Genomic DNA, 19,971 nt, shown 5'->3' with positions numbered 1-19,971 from the left:
GGTGCCAGCAGTTCCGGCTCCAGCCGGCGCACCATTCCCCAGGAAACACCCGCAGCCGCCGAGCCCCGCCCTATGAATCAATCGATCGAAAGCTTCGTCATCATCGGAGTCACGCGCGAAGGGAAGACCTTCCGCCCGAGCGACTGGGCTGATCGGTTATGCGGAATCATGTCGGCCTTCGGCTCCGACAACCGGATGATGTATTCGCCCCATGTGCGGCCGGGATGCACACTCAAGGGCCACAAGGCCGTGCTGGTGGACGCCCGGCTGTATGACGTCGAACCGCTCGCTTACAAGTTCCTGATCAACTTTGCGAAAGACAACGATCTGATCATCGACAGGATCGATGACGATCAGATGAAGATCTGAGGCAGGCGCGGACCGCAAGCGCGCGGCAAATGAACCGGAAATAAAAAACGGCGACCAGGGTCGCCGTTTTCTTTATCGCAGGAACGCGCGGATCAGGCAGCCATCGCCTTGATCGCTGCGGACAGGCGGCTCTTGTGACGCGAAGCCTTGTTCTTGTGGATGATCTTCTTGTCGGCGATGCTGTCGATCGTGCTCATCGAGGTGCGGAACACCGCTTGGGCAGCAGCCTTGTCGCCACCGACGACGGCCTTTTGCACAGCCTTGATCGCGGTACGCAGACGAGAACGGAGGCTGCCATTGTGAGCGCGGGCCACGACCGCCTGACGGGCGCGCTTGCGGGCTTGTGCCGAGTTGGCCATATCTATGTTCTTCCGTTGAGTGGTTCTTGAAAACGCGCGAGTTTAACCATTCGATCGACAAGGCGCAAGTGCACCAGCGGGCAACAGCGGCTATCATCGCGTCTTTTCCCACGGCACCCCCCCGATGAACCTGTTGCGCGCCCTCGCCACCGTCAGCAGCATGACCTTGCTGTCGCGTATCCTCGGCTTCGTCCGGGATTTCGTGATCGCGCGCACCTTCGGTGCCGGCATGGCGACCGACGCCTTCTTCGTCGCGTTCCGGCTGCCCAACCTGCTGCGACGCATGTTCGCGGAAGGGGCGTTCTCGCAGGCCTTCGTGCCGATTCTTGCAGAATACAAGAACCGCCAGGGCCCCGAGGAGACACACAAGCTGGTCAGTCGCGTGGCCACGGCCCTCGCGCTGGCCGTAACGGCGGTGACCGCGATCGGCATCGTCGCCGCGCCGCTGATAATCTGGGCATCCGCGCCAGGTTTCGCGGATGAGCCCGACAAGTTCGCGCTGACGGTCGAACTGACCCGCATCACTTTCCCCTATATCCTGTTCATGTCGCTGGTGGCACTGGCCGGCGGCGTGCTGAACTCCTGGAGCCGGTTCGCCATTCCCGCGTTCACGCCGGTGCTGCTGAACATTTCGTTCATCGGCATGGCGCTGTTCGCCGCCCCGTGGTTCGACCCGCCGGTCCTCGTACTGGCCTGGGCAGTGTTCATCGGCGGCATCCTGCAACTGGCGCTGCAGCTGCGTCCGCTCGCACGCATCGGGCTACTGCCGCGCTTCGACCTGAACCTGTCCGACCCGGGCGTGCGCCGCATCGGCAAACTGATGCTGCCGGCAATGCTCGGCGTTTCGGTGAGCCAGGTGTCGCTGATCATCAACACGATCTTCGCGTCCTTCCTCGAAAGCGGCAGCGTGTCGTGGCTGTATTACGCCGATCGCCTGATGGAGTTCCCGGCCGGGCTGCTTGGTGCCGCGCTAGGGACGATCCTGCTGCCCAGTCTGTCGAAACTGCATGCGGACGAGCAGCCAGAAGCGTTCTCGTCGCTTCTCGACTGGGGACTGCGCCTGACGCTGATGCTGACGCTGCCGGCCGCCCTCGCGCTGGCCCTGCTGGCCGTGCCGCTGCTGTCGACGCTGTTCCAGCACGGTGCCTTCACGGCGGCGGACGTGCAGCAGACGCGCCTCGCGCTCGTCGCCTACAGCGTGGGGCTGAGCGGCCTGATCCTGGTGAAGATCCTCGCGCCCGGCTTCTATGCGCGACAGGACATCCGCACGCCGGTGAAGATCGCGCTGATCACGCTGGCTGCGACGCAATTGATGAACCTGGCGTTCATCGTGCCGCTCAGGCATGCCGGCCTCGCCCTGTCGATCGGGCTCGCCTCGCTGCTGAATGCGGCGCTGCTGTACCGGGGATTGCGCCGGCGCGGGGTATATCTTCCGCTGCCGCGCTGGGGGCTTTTCGCGCTGCGCCTGCTGGTCGCGCTGGCAGCCCTGGGGGTCGTGCTGTGGTTCGGCATGGGTGAGGAGACGTGGTGGTACGCGCAGCCTGCGACGATGCGCGTGCTGCGCCTGTCCGCGGTCGTGCTGGCGGGCATCGCGGCCTACTTCCTGACGCTGTTCGCGCTCGGGATCCGCGTGCGGGACTTCCGCCGGCGCGCGGCCTGACGGACGCACACCTGCCGGCTGCCTCGCGGGCACGGCGCCACTGGACGCGTGCGCGGCATTACAATGAAATGGTTGCCATTCCCGACTGACATGTAAGGAGTTCCCTGGCATGAAACTCAGCAGCCAAAGCTTCGCCGACGGTGCGCGCATCCCCGACGAATTCTCGTTCTGCATTCCCGCTGCCGAGGGCCACGCATGCCTCGGCAGCAATCGCAATCCGCATCTGGCCTGGAGCGGCGTACCGGCGGGCACGCGTTCCTTCGTGCTGATCTGCCACGATCCGGACGTGCCGAGCAAGGGTGATGACGTCAACCAGGAAGGTCGCGTCGTGCCGGCAAGCCTGCCGCGCGTGGACTTCTTCCACTGGGTCGTCGTCGACCTCCCGGCAGACCTGCGGGAGATCGCCGCCGGCAGCTTTTCGGGCGAAGTGACGCCGGGCGGGAAGAACGGGCCGGAAGGGCCGCTCGGCTCGCGCCAGGGCATCAACGATTACACGGCATGGTTCGCCGGGGACGAAACGATGCGCGGGAACTACCACGGCTACGATGGCCCCTGCCCGCCGTGGAACGACGAACTCGTGCATCGCTACGTGTTCACGCTGTATGCGCTGGACAAGGAATGCAGCAGCGTCGACGGCCAGTTCGGCGGAGCGCAGGTGCGCAATGCGATCGCCGGCCATGTGCTCGCGGAGGCCAGGCTCACGGGCACCTATACGCTGAACCCCGCGCTGCTCGGCTGAAACGCGCACGGGAGACGGCAGCGGCCCGGCGCCGGCAATTCATTCAGAATCCGGCGGCAACGCCCTCGCGACGCGGGTCGGCCGCACCGACCCACTCGCCGCCACGCCTTACGATCACGCCCAGCCCGCTGGTCAGGTCGCGCATCACGGTTTTGTGGCCGAAGGCGGCGAGGCGGTCCGCCAGCGGCCGCGCGTCTGGGCGATCCTCGATCTCGGTGGGGCCGTTGCGGCTGCCGACGTGCGGACGCGCGAGCAGGATGTCGGGCGCCATATGCCAGTCAAGCAGACCAACGAGGTTTTCCGCGACGTAGTTGATGATCTGGCTGCCGCCCGGAGAGCCCGTCACCGCGTACAGTTTTCCTCCGGCGTCGAACACGAGCGTGGGCGACATCGAGCTGCGCGGGCGCTTGCCCGGACCGACGCGGTTCGGGTGAGGGCCGCGCTCATCGGCGGGCACGAAGGAAAAATCGGTGAGCTGGTTGTTGAGCAGGAAGCCCCGCACCATGCGTCGGCTGCCGAAGGCATCCTCGATCGAGGCGGTCATGGAAACCGCGTTACCCGCGGCATCGACGATCGAGACGTGGGAGGTCGCCGGCTGCTCGACGTTCACTGCCCGCGGCGCCACCGCCTTGCCCGGCGTGCCGGGCAGTGCCCGGTCGAGGCTGTCGGCAAGGCGGATCTGTCGTGCGCGGCCGTCGAGATAATCCCGCGCGAGCAGTCGCGCCGGCGCGAGCGGCATCGCAGCGGGGTCGCCGTACCATGCATCGCGATCGGCAAACGCAAGGCGCCCCGCCTCGCTGAACAGATGCGCGGCGAACGCCGAATCGGGTGGAATGTCGGCGAGCCGGAAGCGTTCGAGCATGCCCAGCATGGCGAGCACGGTCGCCGCGCCCGAGCTGGGCGGGGGCATGCCGCAGACACGGTAGGCGCGGTACGGGCCGCACAAGGGGGTGCGCTCGACGGCACGGTAGCCGGCGAGATCGTCGGATGACAGCGCCCCCGGGTTCGGAGCGGAGGTGACGGCAGCGACGATGTCCCGCGCGATCGGTCCGGCATAGAAGGCATCGGCCCCCTGCTCCGCCACCGTGCGCAACACCTCCGCCAGCGCGGGGTTGCGCAGCGTGGCGCCCTGCGCCAGCGGACGCCCCTCGGCGTCGAAGAAGAACCGCCGCGCAGCCGGATCGCGGATCAGGAAGCGATCCTGCGCGATCAGCGTGTGCAACCGTGGCGACACCGGGAAGCCCTCGGCGGCGAGGCGGATCGCGGGCGAGAACAGGCGCTGCCAGGGCATCCGGCCATGACGGGCATGGACTTCTGCAAACATGCGCAGCAGCCCCGGCACGCCTACCGAACGCCCGCCCACGACGGCTTCGTAGAACGCCATCTTGTCCCCTTGCGGCGTGAGGAAGAGACCCTCGTCCACGGCGCGGGGTGCCGTCTCGCGGCCATCCCACGCGCTCGTCCTGCCCCTTCGCGCATCATGGTGGACGAGGAATCCCCCTCCTCCGATTCCGGATGACTGCGGTTCGACGACATTGAGCACCAGCGCGGCAGCGATCGCGGCATCGACGGCACTGCCGCCGTCGCGCAGCACGCCCACGGCGGCGTCGGTCGCGTGCCGGTTCGCGGTAACGACCATCGCCCGGGGCGCAACGACGGCCGGCCGCATGTTGAATCCGGTCGCCGCTTCCGGCTGCACGGGGATCTGCCCGAAGACCGCGCCGGGCGCGGACAACGCCGCCAGCGCCAGGATTGCAGCAAACCTCGCTCGCGATACGTTCATGGTCCCTCCCGGCCCCGCATGCCGTCGGATTGGCATGCCGGAACGATACGCGCAGCCGACACAGGCCGGGCTGCATGGAGTGTATCGCGACGTTTCAGGGGACGTAGGCGGCAAGCTGGCGCGCGACCGACGACAGATGCAGCCGCCGGTAGTCCGGTACGCCCGCGACGAATGCGGGATAGACCTCGCCTTCGATCAGGGGGTGCAGATAGCGCCTTGCCGCGTCTGTGACGTGAAGGCCATCGGCGCGGATGAAATGGGCGGGTACCCGGCGCTCCAGGTTGGCGATCGCGGCCACGTCCGGGAACACGATATCCCAGCAATAGGGATCGTCCGACAGGCGACGGATCGCCGGCATGACGCAGTCACGTCCGGCGAGGGCGGCTTCGACGGCAGCGCGCCCGACGGCGCACGCTTGGGCGTGATCGACGGCGGAAACGAGGTGCCCCGCCGCGCGCTGCAGGTAATCGGGAATCGCCCAGTGGTGCTTGTGGCCGAGACGCGCGTGAATCAAGCGTGCGATGCATTGGCCCGCACCGCCGAGTTGAACGTGCCCCTTGCGGTCGTGATCCTGTTCCATCAGGAGCGTGCCGTCGGCGCGACGGACCCCCTCCGAAACGGTGATGGCGCAGAAGCCGAGACGTTTCACGGTGGCGTCGACGGCGGCGAGGAAAGCCTCTTCGTCGAACGGAACTTCCGGCATCAGGACGATGTGTGGCGGCTCGTCCGCCGTACGGGCAGCGAGCGCACTGGCCGCGGCGATCCACCCGGCGTTGCGCCCCATCACCTCGAGCACGAAGACGCGCCCGGTGCTGCTGGCCATCGATGCGATGTCGATGCCGGCTTCCAGCATCGCCACTGCCGCATATTTGGCGGCCGACCCGAACCCGGGCGAGCAGTCGGTGCCTTCGAGGTCGTTGTCGACCGTCTTGGGCACGCCCACGCACACCAGCGGATATCCCCGCGCACGCGCGGCTGCGGAGATCTTGGCGACCGTGTCCATCGAGCCGTTTCCGCCGTTGTAGAGGAAGTAGCCGATATCGTGGGCGGCGAAGACCGCGAACAGGCGGTCGTACTGGGCCGGGTTCCGGTCGGGCGGATCGAGGTCGAAGCGGCACGAGCCGAAGGCACCGCCCGGCATGTGCGCCAGCGCATCGAGATCGTCCGCGCCGAGCGCGGCCGTGTCGATCAGATCCTCGTCGAGGGCACCGAGAATGCCGTGGCGCGCAGCGAGCACCGTCCCGATGGTGTCGGCACGTGCGCGGGCCGCGGCGATGACCGCAGCAGCGGTGGCGTTGATGACCGCAGTGACGCCCCCGGACTGCGCGTAGAGTAGATTGGTCCTGGCCATCGCCTTCTCGTGTGATGCAAAAGAAAACGCGGCGAGGAACGGGATGATTCCCGCTGCTCGCCGCGCCAGTGCCGGAGAGGCCTGCTTACTTCAGCGCTTCGAAGGCACGCGCGGTGATCGCGTCGACTGCGCCGAGCCCAGCGATCTTGCGGACCTTCGGAGCCGTCGCCGCACCGGAGGCAGCCCACTTGGTGTAGTAATCGACCAGCGGCTTGGTCTGGGAATGATAGACCTCGAGGCGCTTCGTCACCGTTTCCTCGCGGTCGTCGTCGCGCTGGATGAGGTCCTCGCCGGTCACGTCGTCCTTGCCGGCGACCTTGGGCGGGTTGTACTTGACGTGGTAGGTGCGGCCCGAGGCGACGTGCACGCGGCGGCCGCTCATGCGCTCGACGATCTCGCTGTCGGGAACGTCGATCTCGAGCACGAAGTCGATCGGCACGCCAGCCTCCTTCATCGCGTCAGCTTGCGGAATCGTGCGCGGGAAGCCGTCGAACATATAGCCGGACTTGCAGTCGTCCTGCTGCAGGCGATCCTTCACCAGGCCGATGATGATGTCGTCGGAAACCAGGCCGCCCGCATCCATCACCTTCTTGGCTTCGATACCCAGCGGGGTGCCGGCCTTGACCGCGGCGCGCAGCATGTCGCCGGTGGAAATCTGCGGAATGCCGAACTTTTCCTTGATGAAGTTCGCCTGAGTACCCTTGCCTGCGCCCGGGGGCCCCAACAGAATCAAACGCATGAATCCTCTCCTCCCTGTCATGCCGCGCCAATCCGGCCGCATGGTTCCCAAAAAATGAAGCCCGAAACTTACTCGACTCGCCCCGCGCGGTCAAACGCGGCTCGGACCCGTTCAAGGTCTTCCGCGGTATCGACGCCCGCAGCCGGCGCGCGTTCTACCGAAAGTACCCGAATGCGGTAACCGTGCCACAGCGCGCGCAACTGCTCGAGCGCTTCCCAGTTTTCCAGCGGCGACGGCGCGAGGCCTGCGTAGCGGCGCAGGAAGTCCACGCGGTAGGCGTAGATGCCGACGTGGCGCTGCACCGGAAGGCCGGACGGGATCGCGTCCCGCGACTTCGCGAAGTCGTCGCGTGCCCAGGGGATCGGGGCGCGCGAGAAGTACAGCGCCTGATCGCGTGCGTCGCACACGACCTTGACGACGTTCGGATTGAAGAGTTCGGCGGCATCACGCAGCGGATGCGCAGCCGTCGCGATCGCGGCGTCCGGTGCATCGGCGAGCGCACGGGCGACGTCGGCGATCAGGGCCGGATCGATCAGCGGCTCGTCGCCCTGGACATTGACGACGATCTCGTCATCGCCCCAGCCGAGCGCAGCGACGACCTCGGCGAGGCGATCGGTGCCGCTGGGGTGGTCGGCGCGCGTCATCAGCACGTCGCCGCCGGCAGCCTTCACGGCATCGACGACGCGCGCATCGTCGGTCGCGACCCACGCGGACAGCGGCGCTGCCTTGCGCGCCTGTTCGAGCACGCGCACCACCATCGGCTTGCCGCCGATGTCAGCGAGCGGCTTGCCCGGCAGGCGGGTCGACGCGTAGCGCGCCGGAATGACGACGTGGAAGCCCGCCATGCTCAGCGGCGCAGGGCGTCGACTTCTTCGGCAGGAAGCTGGCGCGCCTCTTCCTCGAGCATCACCGGAATGCCGTCGCGGATCGGGAACGCGAGACGGTCGGCCTTGCAAACGAGTTCCTGCTTGTCCTTGACGAAGTCGAGGGGGCCCTTGCAGACGGGGCACACGAGGATTTCAAGCAGTCTGGCGTCCATGCGGCAATTTCTCCAGGATAAGTTCGGCAGCGCCTGCCGGGATCTGTGCCCTGACCGGGAACTCCCAGGTGTCGGCAGGCGCGAAAGCCGAGCATTTTACCGCATCCTTGCTGGTCAGGACTTTCGCCTCGCCCGGCGCGAACGCGAGGTCGGCGGCAGCGAACGGGTGATGATCGGGGAAGGGGTGCGGCACCACGTCCAGCCCCATCGCCCGCAGCTGATCGAAGAAGCGCTCCGGGCGCCCGATGCCGGCGACCGCGTGCACGGGGCGCCCGCGGAATGCGCGGGACTGGCAGCGTTTCGCGGCATCGTGCAGGGAGATGAAGGTATCGCCTTCGAGCCGCATCGGAAACACCGGCGTGTCGCCGAGCGCCTGTTTCAGCCCGACCGAGAGCGGCCCGTGCGCGATCACGGCATCGACTTCGCGTAGCCGGGACACCGGTTCGCGCAGCGGCCCCGCGGGCAGCAGCCATCCGTTGCCCAGCGTGCGTTCGTCGACGACCACGAGTTCGATGTCGCGCGCGAGGCGGTAGTGCTGCAGGCCGTCATCGGAGACGATGACGTTGCACGCAGGATGTTCGGCGAGCAGCGCGCGCGCGGCGGCGGGGCGGTCGGCGCCGACGGCGACGGGACAGCTTGTCAGGCGCGCGAGGAGGACGGGCTCGTCGCCATATAGTGCCGGATCGCCGTCTGCGGGGACGACAGCAACACCGCCGACCCTGCCGCCATAACCACGGCTGACGACGCCGGGCACCCAGCCGGCTGCGCGCAGTTGGCGCACAAGCCAGTCGACCACCGGGGTCTTGCCGCTTCCACCGACGGCGATGTTGCCCACGACGATGACGGGAACGGGAAGACGCTCGACGCGCCGCGGATCACTGCGGTAACGCTCGCGCCGGGCCGCGGCGAGCGCGCCGAACAGCGCCGACAGGGGACGAAGCAGGAACGCTCCGGGCGAACGGCGCCGCCACCAGCCCGGGCTGCTGTGCGCCATGGATCAGGTGCGCGGCAGCGGCGATTGCGGCGTCGGCGACGCCCCGGCAGCGAAACCGCTCACCGGGCGGACTGGGTGGCGAAGGTGATGTGCGGCAGGCCCGCACGCTGCGCCGCCTGCATCACGTCGATGACGTTCTGGTGCGCAGCCTTGGCGTCTGCAGTGATGACCACGACCGGATCCTTGCTGCCGGCGGGAGCGGCACGGGCGAGCGCCGCACCGATCGCGTTGATGCTCTTGTCGCCGACCGGCTGACGATTGACCAGCACGTCGCCGGCGGCGTTCACCGCGACGACGATTTCGTTCGGCGTGACTTCCGCCTCCTTGGTGTCGGCCGTCGGCAGATTGATTTCCAGCCCCGAGACCTTGGAATATGTCGTCGTCAGGACGAGGAAGATGATGAGCACCAACAGGACATCGATCAACGGGATCAGATTGATGTCAGGGGCTTCGTGCTTGCGTCCGCGCTGGAAGTTCATGCGCTGCATTCCCGCTCAGTGGCGACGTTCGCCGTGCACGACCTCGACCAGCTTGATCGCCTGCTGCTCCATGTCGACGACGAAGCCATCGACCGTGGCGCGATAGTGGCGCCAGAAGATGATCGAGGGGATCGCGATGATCAGGCCCAGGCCCGTGGCGTAGAGGGCAGTCGAGATGCCCTGGGCGAGCTGCTGCGGGTTGGTCGTGGCCGCGCCCTGGGCGGCGAAGATGTCGATCATGCCGATGATGGTGCCGAACAGCCCCATCAACGGGGCGACCGACGCGATGGTGCCGAGCGTGTTGAGGAAACGCTCGAGCTCGTGCGCGACGGCGCGACCGGTTTCCTCGATCGCCTCCTTCATGACTTCGCGCGAGCTGCTGACGTTGCGCAGGCCCGCGGCGAGGACACGCCCGAGCGGGGAATGGGCGGCGACGTGGCTGGCCATCTCGGACGTGGCGCCCTTCTGGCGCAGGTCCGCGAGAACCTTGTCGAGCAGGCCGTCGGGCACGATGCGCGAACGGCGCAGGGTCACTCCGCGTTCGATGATGAGGGCGACGGCAACGATGGATACCAGCAGGAGGGGCCAGACGGGCCAGCCCGCGGACTGGATGAGCGCGAACACGCAGAAACTCCGGAAGCTCGAAAAAAGATGAACTCTAAACCCCGGCAGCGAACACGGCAAGGGCGCACCCTTTTGTCATGGATACGGGAAGAATCCACAAAACCTGTGGATAAGTTTGTGGATTCTTCGAGAATTAGTCGCCAAATAACTGGTGCAACAAGCACTTCCTTACTGCGCTGAAAAATTAAGCAACATTTTATTCGTTTAAAAACAATAACTTAAAAATCCACTTAATTACTTCACGAGTCCGTAAATACACCATTGACAGAACGGGCGCCTTGTGGATTCCGTTACAATCGCGGCCATGCAAAATACCGTTTCCTTCCCCGCCGGCGGCCCCGGCGACACGAATGGCGCCGGCCGGGCAATCAGCGTTTCCGCGCTCAACCGGGTCGCACGCGAGGCGCTCGAAGCGCGCTTCCCGCTGCTGTGGGTGAGCGGCGAGATTTCCAACCTGACGCGGGCGCCTTCTGGCCACCTGTACTTCACGCTGAAGGACGCGCAGGCGCAGGTTCGCTGCACGATGTGGCGCAATCGCGCCCAGTTGCTGCCTTTCCGCCCGGAGAACGGCATGCGCGTGGACGCCCGCTCCCTGGTGACGCTGTACGAGGCACGCGGCGATTTCCAGCTCAGCGTCGAGGCCTTGCGCCAGACCGGGCAGGGCAACCTGTTCGAGGCCTTCCTGCGCCTCAAGGAAAAACTTGCGGCGGAAGGCCTGTTCGATCCGGCTGCGAAGCGGGAACTGCCGCCCTACCCGCGCCGCATCGGCGTGGTGACTTCGCCTGCGGCCGCGGCATGGAAGGACGTGTTGGCGGCGTTGCAGCGGCGTGCGCCGCACTTGGCGGTGGTCCTCTACCCGTCGCCGGTGCAGGGCGCGGACGCCGGCGCGAAGCTCGCGGAAGCCGTGCGGACGGCGGATGCGCGCGCCGCGGAAGACGGCATCGACCTGCTGCTGGTGGTACGCGGCGGCGGCAGCATCGAGGACTTGTGGGCCTTCAACGACGAGGCGCTGGCGCGCGCAATCCGCGCGTGCACGGTGCCGGTCGTGAGCGGCGTCGGCCACGAGACGGACTTCACAATCGCCGATTTCGCGGCGGACGTGCGCGCGGCAACGCCCACGGGGGCAGCCGAGCTGGCGAGCGCGGGCTACCACGCCGCGCGGGCCCGCACGGGCGAACTGGAGCGATCGCTGTCCGCGGGGATGGAGCGGCGTCTGCACGGACTGGCGCAGCGGCTGGACCGGGCGGCGCTGCGGCTGGTGCATCCACGCGAGCGGCTGGGGCTCGCGCACGAGCGCAGCGAACGGCTCGCCGTCCGCCTGAGCACGGCGATGACGCGCCGCATCGAGCGCCTTGAAGGGGCGCGACGCATCCTGGAGTTGCGCCTTGGCGCGCGCAAGCCCGACCTGCGCCGGGAAATGGAACGCTGCGCCCGCGCGGCACAACGGCTCGGCGCCGCGGGCGAGCAGGTGGTGCAGCGCCGCGCGGAGCGGCTCGCCGCGCTGGCGACGCACCTGCAGCACCTGGCGCCGCAGGCGGTGCTGGCGCGCGGCTACAGCATCACGCGCGACGCGGAGGGCCGCATCCTGCGGATCGCCGATGAGGCGGCCGCAGGCGAGGAAATCTCGGTGGAACTCGCAATCGGGCGCCTGCGTGCTATCGTGAATAGCACGGAAGCATGAAGCACGCACCGTCGCGTGCTAAAGGATCCTCCTGCGGACAGGCTGCACGGCCCGCCGGATTGCCAGCGGGGTCAAATCCCGACTAGAATAGTCAGGCTTTAACCCCGACAAACCTGAAACGAAACAGGAAGGAGAACAAATGGAACATACCCTGCCCCCCCTGCCCTACGCGAAGGACGCCCTGGCTCCGCACATCTCGGCCGAGACCATGGAGTTCCACTACGGCAAGCACCATCAGGCCTATGTAACCAACCTGAACAACCTGATCAAGGGTACCGAGTACGAGAACCTCGACCTCGAGGCGATCATCAAGAAGGCCCCGGCTGGCGGCGTGTATAACAACTCCGCGCAGGTGTGGAACCACACCTTCTTCTGGAACGGCATGAAGCCGAACGGCGGCGGGGAGCCGACGGGCGCGCTGGCCGAGGCGATCAAGGCCAAGTGGGGCTCGTTCGAGGACTTCAAGAAGGCCTTCACGACCTCGGCCGTGGGCAACTTCGGTTCGGGCTGGACGTGGCTGGTGAAGAAGGCCGACGGCAGCGTCGACATCGTCAACATGGGCGCCGCCGGCACCCCGCTGACGACCGGCGACAAGGCCCTGCTCTGTATCGACGTGTGGGAACACGCCTACTACATCGACTACCGCAACCGTCGTCCCGATTTCGTCGCGACCTTCCTGAACAGCCTCGCCAACTGGGACTTCGCCGCGAAGAACTTCGCCTGATCCCGGCCTGTTGTTCGACCGGCCTGGCATGGGCCGGGCACGTGGCCTCCCCCGCCCGGCGGGTGGAGGCCACGTCGTTTCTGAATATGCATTCCATTTTTTCTTCGTTCGGGTAATAAGCGCGAGCCGGTAGATTTTCTCCATCGAATACCACTCATCGGAGAAAATCATCATGACGCTCAACATCCTTCGCCGCAGCCTGCTGGCCTTGGCACTCACCGCAAGTCTCGTCGGCACCGCACAGGCGGAGACGACGCTGCTCAACGTTTCCTACGATCCGACGCGCGAGCTGTACCAGGCGTTCAACCCCGAGTTCGCGAAGTACTGGAAGGCGAAGACCGGCCAAGACGTGACGATCAAGCAGTCGCATGGCGGCGCAGGCAAGCAGGCGCGCGCGGTGATCGACGGGCTGGAGGCGGACGTGGTGACGCTGGCGCTGGCCTACGACATCGATGCGATCGCGGCGAAGACGGGCAAGATCCCGGCGGACTGGCAGAAGCGGCTCGCGCACAACAGCTCGCCCTACACCTCGACCATCGTTTTCCTGGTACGCAAGGGCAATCCGAAGGGCATCAAGGACTGGGGCGACCTGGTGAGGCCGGGCGTGGAGGTGATCACGCCGAACCCCAAGACGTCCGGTGGCGCACGCTGGAATTACCTTGCGGCGTGGGGTTACGCATTGCAGCAGCCGGGCGGCGACGAGGCGAAAGCGAAGGCGTTCATCACGGAACTGTTCAAGCACGTCCCGGTGCTCGATTCGGGGGCACGCGGCGCAACCAATACCTTCGTGCAGCGCGGGATCGGTGACGTGCTGCTTGCGTGGGAGAACGAGGCTTTCCTGTCTGTGAACGAACTGGGGCCGGACAAGTTCGAAATCATCGTGCCATCGGTGACGATCGTCGCCGAACCGCCGGTCACCGTCGTCGATGGCGTGGCAAACAAGCGCGGCACGACCGAGATCGCGAAGGCTTACCTCGAGTACCTGTACTCGCCGGCCGGCCAGAAAATCGCGGCGCAGCACTACTATCGCCCGGTGAAGCCGGAACTGGCCGACCCGAAGGACGTGGCGCGCTTCCCGAAGGTGAAGACCTTCACCATCGACGGCCTGTTCGGCGGCTGGGCGAAGACGCAGAAGGCGCACTTCGACGACGGCGGCGTGTTCGACCAGATCTTCACGCGTTGAAGCGCACATCACGACAGACGAAAAGTGCACGGAGAGCCGCGTATGCGACACACGACGCTGATCGTTCCGGGCTTCCACGGTAGCGGGCCGGGCCACTGGCAGACGTGGCTGGAACAGGGCCTGCCGGACGCGCGGCGCGTGCGCGGCGTTGATTGGGAGGCGCCGGTGCTGGCGCGCTGGGCGGCGGCGGTGCGGCGCGAGATCGACGAATCGGCGCATGCGGTGTGGCTCGTCGCGCACAGCTTCGGCTGCCTGGCGAGCGTGGTCGCGGCGGCTGACCGGCCCGAACGGGTGGCCGGGGCGCTGCTCGTCGCGCCGGCCGATCCCGCCCGTTTCGGGCCGCTCGGTCTGCTCGAGGAGGCGCCGGCACCCGCCGACGACTTGGGGGCGTGGCTGCCGCAGGGACAGCTCGGCTTTCCCGTTGCGGTGATCGCGAGCACCAACGACCCCTGGGTGCGGCTGACGGTGGCGGCCTACTGGGCTGAGCGCTGGGGGGCGCGCTTCATCAACATCGGCGCGGCCGGGCACATCAACGTCGACGCCGGCTTCGGCGCCTGGCCGTATTGCCGTGATCTGCTCGACGGCATGCAACAGGCGCACGAGGATCTGCCGCTGGGGTCGATCTCCGGCCGGCGCGAATCGCACAAGGGCAGGCGCAGTGCGCTCGCACGCCTGCGTCACCACACGCGCAGTTCGATCGAACTGCGGCCCACCGATCAGGACTAGGTCCCGCCGCCCACATCCCGGCTCATCGACCACAGAAACTTCAGCGGCGCCCGCCATCGGGCGGACTTCGGTCCGTTCGCTGGCGGGCGCAGTGCCATGCGGCCTTATCACATTTGGTGATAAGGCCGCGCTTTCCTCGCGCTGCAATACTTCCGAATTCTTCTTGGTTCGTCGCCGATCGGCGGCCGCGTAGATTTTATGCATAGGACGGCGGCAGCGCATGAGCGCTGGCCGCGGACGTCGCGCCTCGCCCAGGGAGAGTTCCAATGGATCCATTTCGAATCGCACACGCCGGCATCGTCGCGCTGTCGCTGTTTGCCGCAACCGGCCTCGCGCAAGCGGAAAGCCTGAAGGTGGGCTATCTGCCAGTCACGGGCCACGCCAAGTTCTTCGTTGCGAAGGAATACGGCCTGTTCACGCAGGAGGGGCTGGACGTCGAGCTGATCGAGTTCCAGAACTCGGCGGACGGGCTCAATGCCGTCACCGCGGGCAAGCTCGACGTCGGCGCCTTCGGCACCACTGCGCCGCTCGCGCACTACGCGAAGGGGGCCGACCTGAAGGTGATCGGCGGCATCATGGGGCTGGATGCGGCGCTGGTGGTGACGCCCGACAAGGCGGCGTCGATCCGCAACATCGGCGACCTGCGGGGCAAGAAGGTCGCGACGGTGCGACTGGCGACGGGCGACGCGGTGCTGCGCGGGGCGCTGAAGGACGAGAAGATCGACTGGAAGAACGACCTGAAGATCTTCGAGTTGAAGAATCCGCCGGCGGTGATCGAGGCGGTGAAGTCGGGCCAGGTCGATGCGGGGGTGGTGTGGGGCCCGCACGATATCCGCGCCGAGCGCCAGGGACTGAAGATCGTCGTGCGCTCGTCGGAATTGCAGCCGGGGCATCCGTGCTGCCGCATCGTCGTGACCTCGGACAAGCTCAAGCAGGGCGACACGCACGTGCGCTTCCTGCGGGCGATCCTGAAGGCGGAGAAATTCACCGCCGAGAAGAAGAAGGAGACGATCGACGCGATCCAGAAGTACGTGAAGCTCGATCGCGACGTGCTCGAACAGGGTTATTACTCGCCCTTCCTCGACCAGAGCTCGGATCCGAATGTGCAGGGGACGCAGAAGTTCTGGACGACGCTGGTGAGCTCCGAGGTCGTCGACGGCACGCGGCCCCTCGCGCCGATCTTCGACGTGGCGCCTTACCGGAAGGCGCTGGAAAGCCTGGTGAAGGAGAACCCGCGCGAGGCCTTCTGGCAGACCCGGCTCAAGAGCGAACCCGCGAGGAACTCGCTGTGAGCGGCGAGACGACTGGGGCCTTGCGCGTGGAGGGACTGCGCTTCGGCTATGGCGGGACGACCGTGCTGGACGGCATCGACCTGGCGGTGGAGGAAGGCAGCTTCCTCGCCCTGCTGGGGCCCAGCGGTTCGGGCAAGAGCACGCTGCTGCGCCTGATCGCGGGCCTGGAACAGCCCGGACGCGGGCGAGTGCTCACCGGGGACCGGCAGGTCGCGGGGCCGGGCATCGAACGTGCGGTGGTGTTCCAGAACTATGCGCTGTTTCCGTGGATGCGCGTGGTGGACAACGTCGCAGAGGGCGTGCGCAAGGCGGCGCCCGGCATCTCGCGGGCCGAGGCGCGTGTGCGGGCGGTCGACTACCTCGAACGGGTGGGGCTGCGGGACGTCGCGGAGCGCTACCCGTTCGAGCTGTCCGGCGGGATGCAGCAACGGGCGGCCATCGCCCGCGCGCTGGCGCTGGAATCGCCCTTCCTGCTGATGGATGAGCCCTTCGGGGCGCTGGACCCGGTCAACCGCGCGCGCCTGCAGGATCTTTTGATCGGGCTGTGGCAGGCGCGTACGCCGCGGCCGACGGTGGTGTTCGTGACGCACGACGTCGACGAGGCGCTGCTGCTCGCCGACCGCGTCGCCGTGCTGGGGGCCTCGCCGGGACGGGTGATCGAGGACTTCGCAGTGCCCTTCGAGCGTCCGCGCTCGCGGGCAGCGCTGTTCGCCGACGATCGCTTCCATGCGCTTCGGGAATCGATCGCCGAGGCGCTCGACGCCGACACGCTCGCCCGCCTCGCCTCGGCCTGAAACCTCATCTGGAGTGTTGTTCATGATTTCCGAAACCTCGACGCTTGACGCCGTGTCGCTGCCGGCTCAGCAGCGGGAACGTGCCGAGGCGGCGTCCGTGCGTCCCGGCCGACTGGCCTTCGCGTGGGAACCGTGGCTGCTGTGGGGGGCGCTGGTCGCCGCGTGGCAGGCCATCGCCGGCGCCATCGCCGGACAGGGCAATCCGCTGCTTCCGCCTCCCGCGGTGGTCCTCGATGCGCTGTGGCAGTCGCTGCCGGAACTGTTCACGGGGACGTGGTCGTCGCTGCTGATCCTCATGCCCGGCTTCGCACTGGCGGTCGTCGCCGGCGTCGCACTGGGCCTCGTGACCGGGACCTCGCCGCGGCTGGGACGCGCGTTCTTCCCCTTCGCGAAGGTGGCCGCGCCGGTGCCGCCGACGGTCTATATCCCCTACGCGATCGCGGTGCTGCCGACCTTCCACCTGTCGGCGACCTTCGTCGTGTTCGTCGGCGCGTTCTGGCCGGTATTCCAGAACACGGTGGCCGGCGCCCATGCGGTCGAGGGTCGGCATCGCGACAATGCGGCGGTGCTGGGATTTTCCCGGTTCGAGTACCTGCGCAAGGTGGTCTTCCCGGCGAGCCTGCCGCACATCTTCTCCGGAATGGGCGTGGGGCTGGGCTTCGGTTTCATCCTGCTGACGGTCGCCGAACTTTTCGGAGCGAACGCGGGACTCGGGCGCTTCGTCCAATACTACGCGGACTTCGCCGACTACCCGCGCATGGTGGCAGGCATCCTGTACACGGGGGTCGTCACCTGGGCTGCGATGACCGCGCTGGAACGGGTTCGCGCACGCGCGCTCTTCTGGCTGCGCTGAGGGGGCGGCGATGAGCACTTTTCTGCGCAAGCACGATTTTCGGGGGAGCACGGTCATGCCCGAAGCGCCACGCCCTGACGACGAGGAAGAAAAGGAACGCTACGTTTCACGCCAGCTGTGGTGGGCGCTGGCCGGCCTGCTGCTGTTCGCGCTGACGCTGCTGTTCGGCTGGGGCGGCGCGCAGGCCGCGGGTACGCATGCCGCGGTCAACGCCCCCCTCTTCCCGCCGACCGCCGACCTCGCGGCCGCGCTGGCCGACGCGCGCCGCGCTGGGCGCAAGGGCGTGGCGGTACTGTACGAGATGGAAGGTTGCGGGGAATGCGCGCGCGCCAAGGCTTCGACCTTTCGGGATCCCGCGCTGCAGCGCGAGCTGCGCACCCATTTCGTGCCGGTGAGCCTGCGTGCGGACGAGCCGGCCGCGCTGCGCGACTTCGACGGCGGCGCGACGACGCAGGCCTCGTTTGCCAACGCCCAGCGCGTGTTCGCCCTCCCGACGGTGGTGTTCTACGACCTCGACGGCATCGCCGTGGCGCGCCAGCCCGGCAGCCGCTGGCCGCCCTCGGAATGGCTGCGACTGGCGCGCTACGTGCGCGACGGCGGCTACGAGAACGCGCCCTTCGAGCCGAGAGCGGCGTCGATCGAACGCTGATCGCCGCTCGCACGGTCTCCCCCGTAGCTCGCACGGCGCCGGGCTCGCGCAGGGCTGCGCGCACTTCCCCTTCAGTGCTACCAACCCGGCAATGCCGTGCCGTTCGGGCGGGGCCACTCGAGGGCCCCGCCATTGCCCGTCGACCGGCTCAGGGCGAACGGCGGGATGCGATTGCCACATCAACAACAGGAGATTTTGAGAATGCAGGGATTGATGATGCAGCTGCCGCTGCTGATTTCCGGCCTGATCGCCCATGCCGATCGCAATCACGGCGATACCGGGATCGTCAGCCGGCTCGCCGAAGACCCGCATGGCCCGCTGCACCGCACGACCTGGCGCGAAACCCACCGCCGGGCACGCCAGCTGGCCAACGCGCTCGCGCACCTGGGGGTTCGCCGCGGCGACCGCGTCGCGACGCTGGCGTGGAACACGCACCGCCATGTCGAGCTGTATTACGCCGTCGCGGGCAGCGGCGCCGTCTGCCATACGGTGAACCCGCGCCTCTTCGACGAGCAGATCGCGTGGATCCTCGCGCATGCGGATTCGCAGGTGCTGTTCTTCGATCTGACCTTCACGGACATCGTCGCGCGCATCGCGCACAAGCTGCCGCAGGTGACGCACTTCGTACAGATGACGGGCCGCGAACACCTGCCGGCGAACTTCCCGCGCGAGCTCCTCGCCTACGAGGATCTCGTGCATCGCCACTCGGAGCATTACGCGTGGCCGCAGCTCGACGAGAACGCGGCGTCCAGCCTGTGCTACACGTCCGGCACGACCGGCCATCCGAAGGGCGTGCTGTACAGCCATCGCTCGACGGTGCTGCACGCCTATGCCTGCGCCCTGCCGGACAGTTTCGGCATCTCCGCGCGCGATACGGTGATGCCCGTCGTGCCCATGTACCACGTCAATGCCTGGGGCCTGCCCTACCTCGCGGCACTCACGGGCTCGCGTCTCGTGTTGCCGGGGCCGCTGCTCGACGGTGCCTCGCTGCACCGGTTGATCGTCGACGAGGGAGTGAGCTTCTCGAACGGCGTGCCGACCGTGTGGTCCGGCCTGTTGCAGCATCTCGCGCAGCATGGCGGCGGGCTCGGGGAGCTGCGCCGCCTGGCGATCGGCGGGTCTGCGTGTCCACCGGCCATGGCCGAATTCTTCGCGCATCGCGGCATCGAGGTGCTGCGCACCTGGGGCATGACGGAGCTGTCGCCGATCGGCACCGTGAATGTGCCGCGCGCCGACGACGCAACGCTTGCCCCGGACCGGCGCGAAGCGCAAAGGCTGACGCAGGGACGGCCGCTGCCCGGGGTGGAACTGGCGATCCTCGACGACGACGGCCAGCCGCTGCCGCAGGACGGGGAGTCCTTCGGCGAGTTGGTGGTGCGCGCACCGTGGGCGCTGCGCCAGTATTACGGCCGCGAGGGAGGCGACGGCTTCACCGCCGACGGCTGGTTCCGCACCGGCGACGTCGCGACGATCGACGCCGGCGGCTTCATGCAGATCACCGACCGCGCCAAGGACGTGATCAAGTCAGGCGGCGAGTGGATCAGCTCGATCGAGCTGGAGAACATCCTCGCCGCACATCCGGCCGTCACCGAAGCCGCCGCGGTAGCGGTGCCGCATCCGCGGTGGGACGAGCGCCCCTTGATGGCGGTGGTGCTGAAGCCGGGGAAGACGCTGGAGCGCGACGCGATGCGCCGCTACTTCAGCGGCAAGATCGCGCACTGGTGGCTACCCGACGATCTCGTGGTGGTCGACGAGATTCCGCACACCGCCACCGGCAAGATCAACAAGCTCGCGCTGCGCGAGCGTTTCAGGCATCACCGCTGGCCGGAGCGCATCGCATCGACCACGGCGTGAGCGGCCGCCAAGCGTCCTGGCCGCGCGTCCGGGGCGCTGCCACGCGGCTATCGGGCGGCTTCGCATCCGCCCGCCTGCA

The 19,971-nt window shown here is 67.5% G+C and carries 21 protein-coding genes; 12 read left to right on the top strand and 9 right to left on the bottom strand.

Annotation, left to right across the window (positions count from 1 at the left end):
- Positions 1 to 72: 72 nt before the first annotated feature.
- Positions 73 to 369, top strand: a complete 297-nt coding sequence (locus F464_RS0117775; RefSeq protein ID WP_018991193.1) for a DUF3579 domain-containing protein — start codon at positions 73 to 75, stop codon at positions 367 to 369.
- Positions 370 to 461: 92 nt separating this feature from the next.
- Here F464_RS0117775 and rpsT read toward each other — a convergent pair whose 3' ends face one another.
- Complete coding sequence (rpsT, locus tag F464_RS0117770) at positions 462 to 728, bottom strand: 30S ribosomal protein S20 (protein ID WP_018991192.1); 267 nt, start codon at positions 726 to 728, stop codon at positions 462 to 464.
- A 124-nt stretch (positions 729 to 852) separates the two neighbouring features.
- Here rpsT and murJ point away from each other — a divergent pair, with 124 nt between their 5' ends.
- Both murJ and F464_RS0117760 read left to right on the top strand, forming a co-directional pair.
- Positions 853 to 2,388, top strand: coding sequence for a murein biosynthesis integral membrane protein MurJ (gene murJ / locus F464_RS0117765; RefSeq protein WP_018991191.1), 1,536 nt, complete (start codon positions 853 to 855; stop codon positions 2,386 to 2,388).
- 109 nt (positions 2,389 to 2,497) lie between these two features.
- The gene (locus F464_RS0117760) at positions 2,498 to 3,127 is read left to right on the top strand and encodes a YbhB/YbcL family Raf kinase inhibitor-like protein (protein ID WP_018991190.1); all 630 of its coding nucleotides are present in this window, start codon (positions 2,498 to 2,500) and stop codon (positions 3,125 to 3,127) included.
- Positions 3,128 to 3,170: 43 nt separating this feature from the next.
- On the opposite strand, the gene ggt is transcribed toward F464_RS0117760, so the two are convergent.
- The 8 genes from ggt to F464_RS0117720 form a co-directional block, all read right to left on the bottom strand.
- Positions 3,171 to 4,910: a gamma-glutamyltransferase gene (gene ggt, locus F464_RS0117755; protein WP_018991189.1), complete on the bottom strand. Its 1,740-nt coding sequence runs from the start codon at positions 4,908 to 4,910 to the stop codon at positions 3,171 to 3,173.
- Between the two features lie 94 nt (positions 4,911 to 5,004).
- Complete coding sequence (locus F464_RS0117750) at positions 5,005 to 6,261, bottom strand: 6-phosphofructokinase (protein WP_018991188.1); 1,257 nt, start codon at positions 6,259 to 6,261, stop codon at positions 5,005 to 5,007.
- Positions 6,262 to 6,346: 85 nt separating this feature from the next.
- A complete protein-coding gene (adk, locus tag F464_RS0117745; RefSeq protein ID WP_018991187.1) occupies positions 6,347 to 7,000 on the bottom strand; it encodes an adenylate kinase in 654 nt (217 codons plus the stop codon).
- A 68-nt stretch (positions 7,001 to 7,068) separates the two neighbouring features.
- Positions 7,069 to 7,845, bottom strand: coding sequence for a 3-deoxy-manno-octulosonate cytidylyltransferase (gene kdsB / locus F464_RS0117740; protein ID WP_018991186.1), 777 nt, complete (start codon positions 7,843 to 7,845; stop codon positions 7,069 to 7,071).
- 2 nt (positions 7,846 to 7,847) lie between these two features.
- Positions 7,848 to 8,039 (bottom strand): Trm112 family protein, encoded by a 192-nt coding sequence (locus F464_RS0117735; RefSeq protein WP_018991185.1) that lies wholly within the window; start codon positions 8,037 to 8,039, stop codon positions 7,848 to 7,850.
- Complete coding sequence (gene lpxK, locus F464_RS0117730; protein ID WP_018991184.1) at positions 8,020 to 9,033, bottom strand: tetraacyldisaccharide 4'-kinase; 1,014 nt, start codon at positions 9,031 to 9,033, stop codon at positions 8,020 to 8,022. Before lpxK ends, F464_RS0117735 begins: the two co-directional genes overlap by 20 nt.
- A gap of 59 nt (positions 9,034 to 9,092) precedes the next feature.
- A complete protein-coding gene (locus F464_RS0117725) occupies positions 9,093 to 9,512 on the bottom strand; it encodes an ExbD/TolR family protein (protein WP_026296111.1) in 420 nt (139 codons plus the stop codon).
- Between the two features lie 15 nt (positions 9,513 to 9,527).
- Positions 9,528 to 10,136, bottom strand: a complete 609-nt coding sequence (locus F464_RS0117720) for a MotA/TolQ/ExbB proton channel family protein (RefSeq protein WP_018991182.1) — start codon at positions 10,134 to 10,136, stop codon at positions 9,528 to 9,530.
- Positions 10,137 to 10,440: 304 nt separating this feature from the next.
- On the opposite strand from F464_RS0117720, the gene xseA reads away from it, so the two are divergent.
- The 9 genes from xseA (at position 10,441) to F464_RS0117675 (ending at position 19,892) form a co-directional block, all read left to right on the top strand.
- Positions 10,441 to 11,817, top strand: coding sequence for an exodeoxyribonuclease VII large subunit (gene xseA, locus F464_RS0117715; RefSeq protein WP_018991181.1), 1,377 nt, complete (start codon positions 10,441 to 10,443; stop codon positions 11,815 to 11,817).
- 139 nt (positions 11,818 to 11,956) lie between these two features.
- Positions 11,957 to 12,541, top strand: a complete 585-nt coding sequence (locus F464_RS0117710) for a superoxide dismutase (protein ID WP_018991180.1) — start codon at positions 11,957 to 11,959, stop codon at positions 12,539 to 12,541.
- Positions 12,542 to 12,713: 172 nt separating this feature from the next.
- The gene (locus F464_RS0117705; protein WP_018991179.1) at positions 12,714 to 13,724 is read left to right on the top strand and encodes a sulfate ABC transporter substrate-binding protein; all 1,011 of its coding nucleotides are present in this window, start codon (positions 12,714 to 12,716) and stop codon (positions 13,722 to 13,724) included.
- Between the two features lie 42 nt (positions 13,725 to 13,766).
- Positions 13,767 to 14,450 carry an RBBP9/YdeN family alpha/beta hydrolase gene (locus F464_RS0117700; protein ID WP_018991178.1) on the top strand — a complete coding sequence of 228 codons (684 nt, stop codon included), beginning with the start codon at positions 13,767 to 13,769 and terminating at the stop codon, positions 14,448 to 14,450.
- A gap of 266 nt (positions 14,451 to 14,716) precedes the next feature.
- Positions 14,717 to 15,742 (top strand): ABC transporter substrate-binding protein, encoded by a 1,026-nt coding sequence (locus tag F464_RS0117695; protein WP_018991177.1) that lies wholly within the window; start codon positions 14,717 to 14,719, stop codon positions 15,740 to 15,742.
- Positions 15,739 to 16,536, top strand: a complete 798-nt coding sequence (locus tag F464_RS0117690; RefSeq protein WP_018991176.1) for an ABC transporter ATP-binding protein — start codon at positions 15,739 to 15,741, stop codon at positions 16,534 to 16,536. Before F464_RS0117695 ends, F464_RS0117690 begins: the two co-directional genes overlap by 4 nt.
- Positions 16,537 to 16,558: 22 nt before the next feature.
- On the top strand, positions 16,559 to 17,389 hold the full coding sequence (locus F464_RS0117685) for an ABC transporter permease (RefSeq protein ID WP_018991175.1): 831 nt from the start codon (positions 16,559 to 16,561) through the stop codon (positions 17,387 to 17,389).
- Positions 17,390 to 17,399: 10 nt separating this feature from the next.
- Entirely contained in the window at positions 17,400 to 18,038 is a 639-nt protein-coding gene (locus F464_RS30000) for a thioredoxin fold domain-containing protein (protein ID WP_051092316.1), read from the top strand.
- 201 nt (positions 18,039 to 18,239) lie between these two features.
- Positions 18,240 to 19,892 (top strand): long-chain-fatty-acid--CoA ligase, encoded by a 1,653-nt coding sequence (locus tag F464_RS0117675; protein ID WP_018991173.1) that lies wholly within the window; start codon positions 18,240 to 18,242, stop codon positions 19,890 to 19,892.
- The last annotated feature ends 79 nt before the right edge of the window (positions 19,893 to 19,971 follow it).

Origin of the sequence: Aromatoleum toluclasticum ATCC 700605, from assembly GCF_000378245.1 — a bacterium.
Classification (GTDB): Bacteria; Pseudomonadota; Gammaproteobacteria; order Burkholderiales; family Rhodocyclaceae; genus Aromatoleum; species Aromatoleum toluclasticum.
Note: the sequence above shows the minus strand (reverse complement) of the source record. Positions and strands in the feature narration are given on the sequence as shown.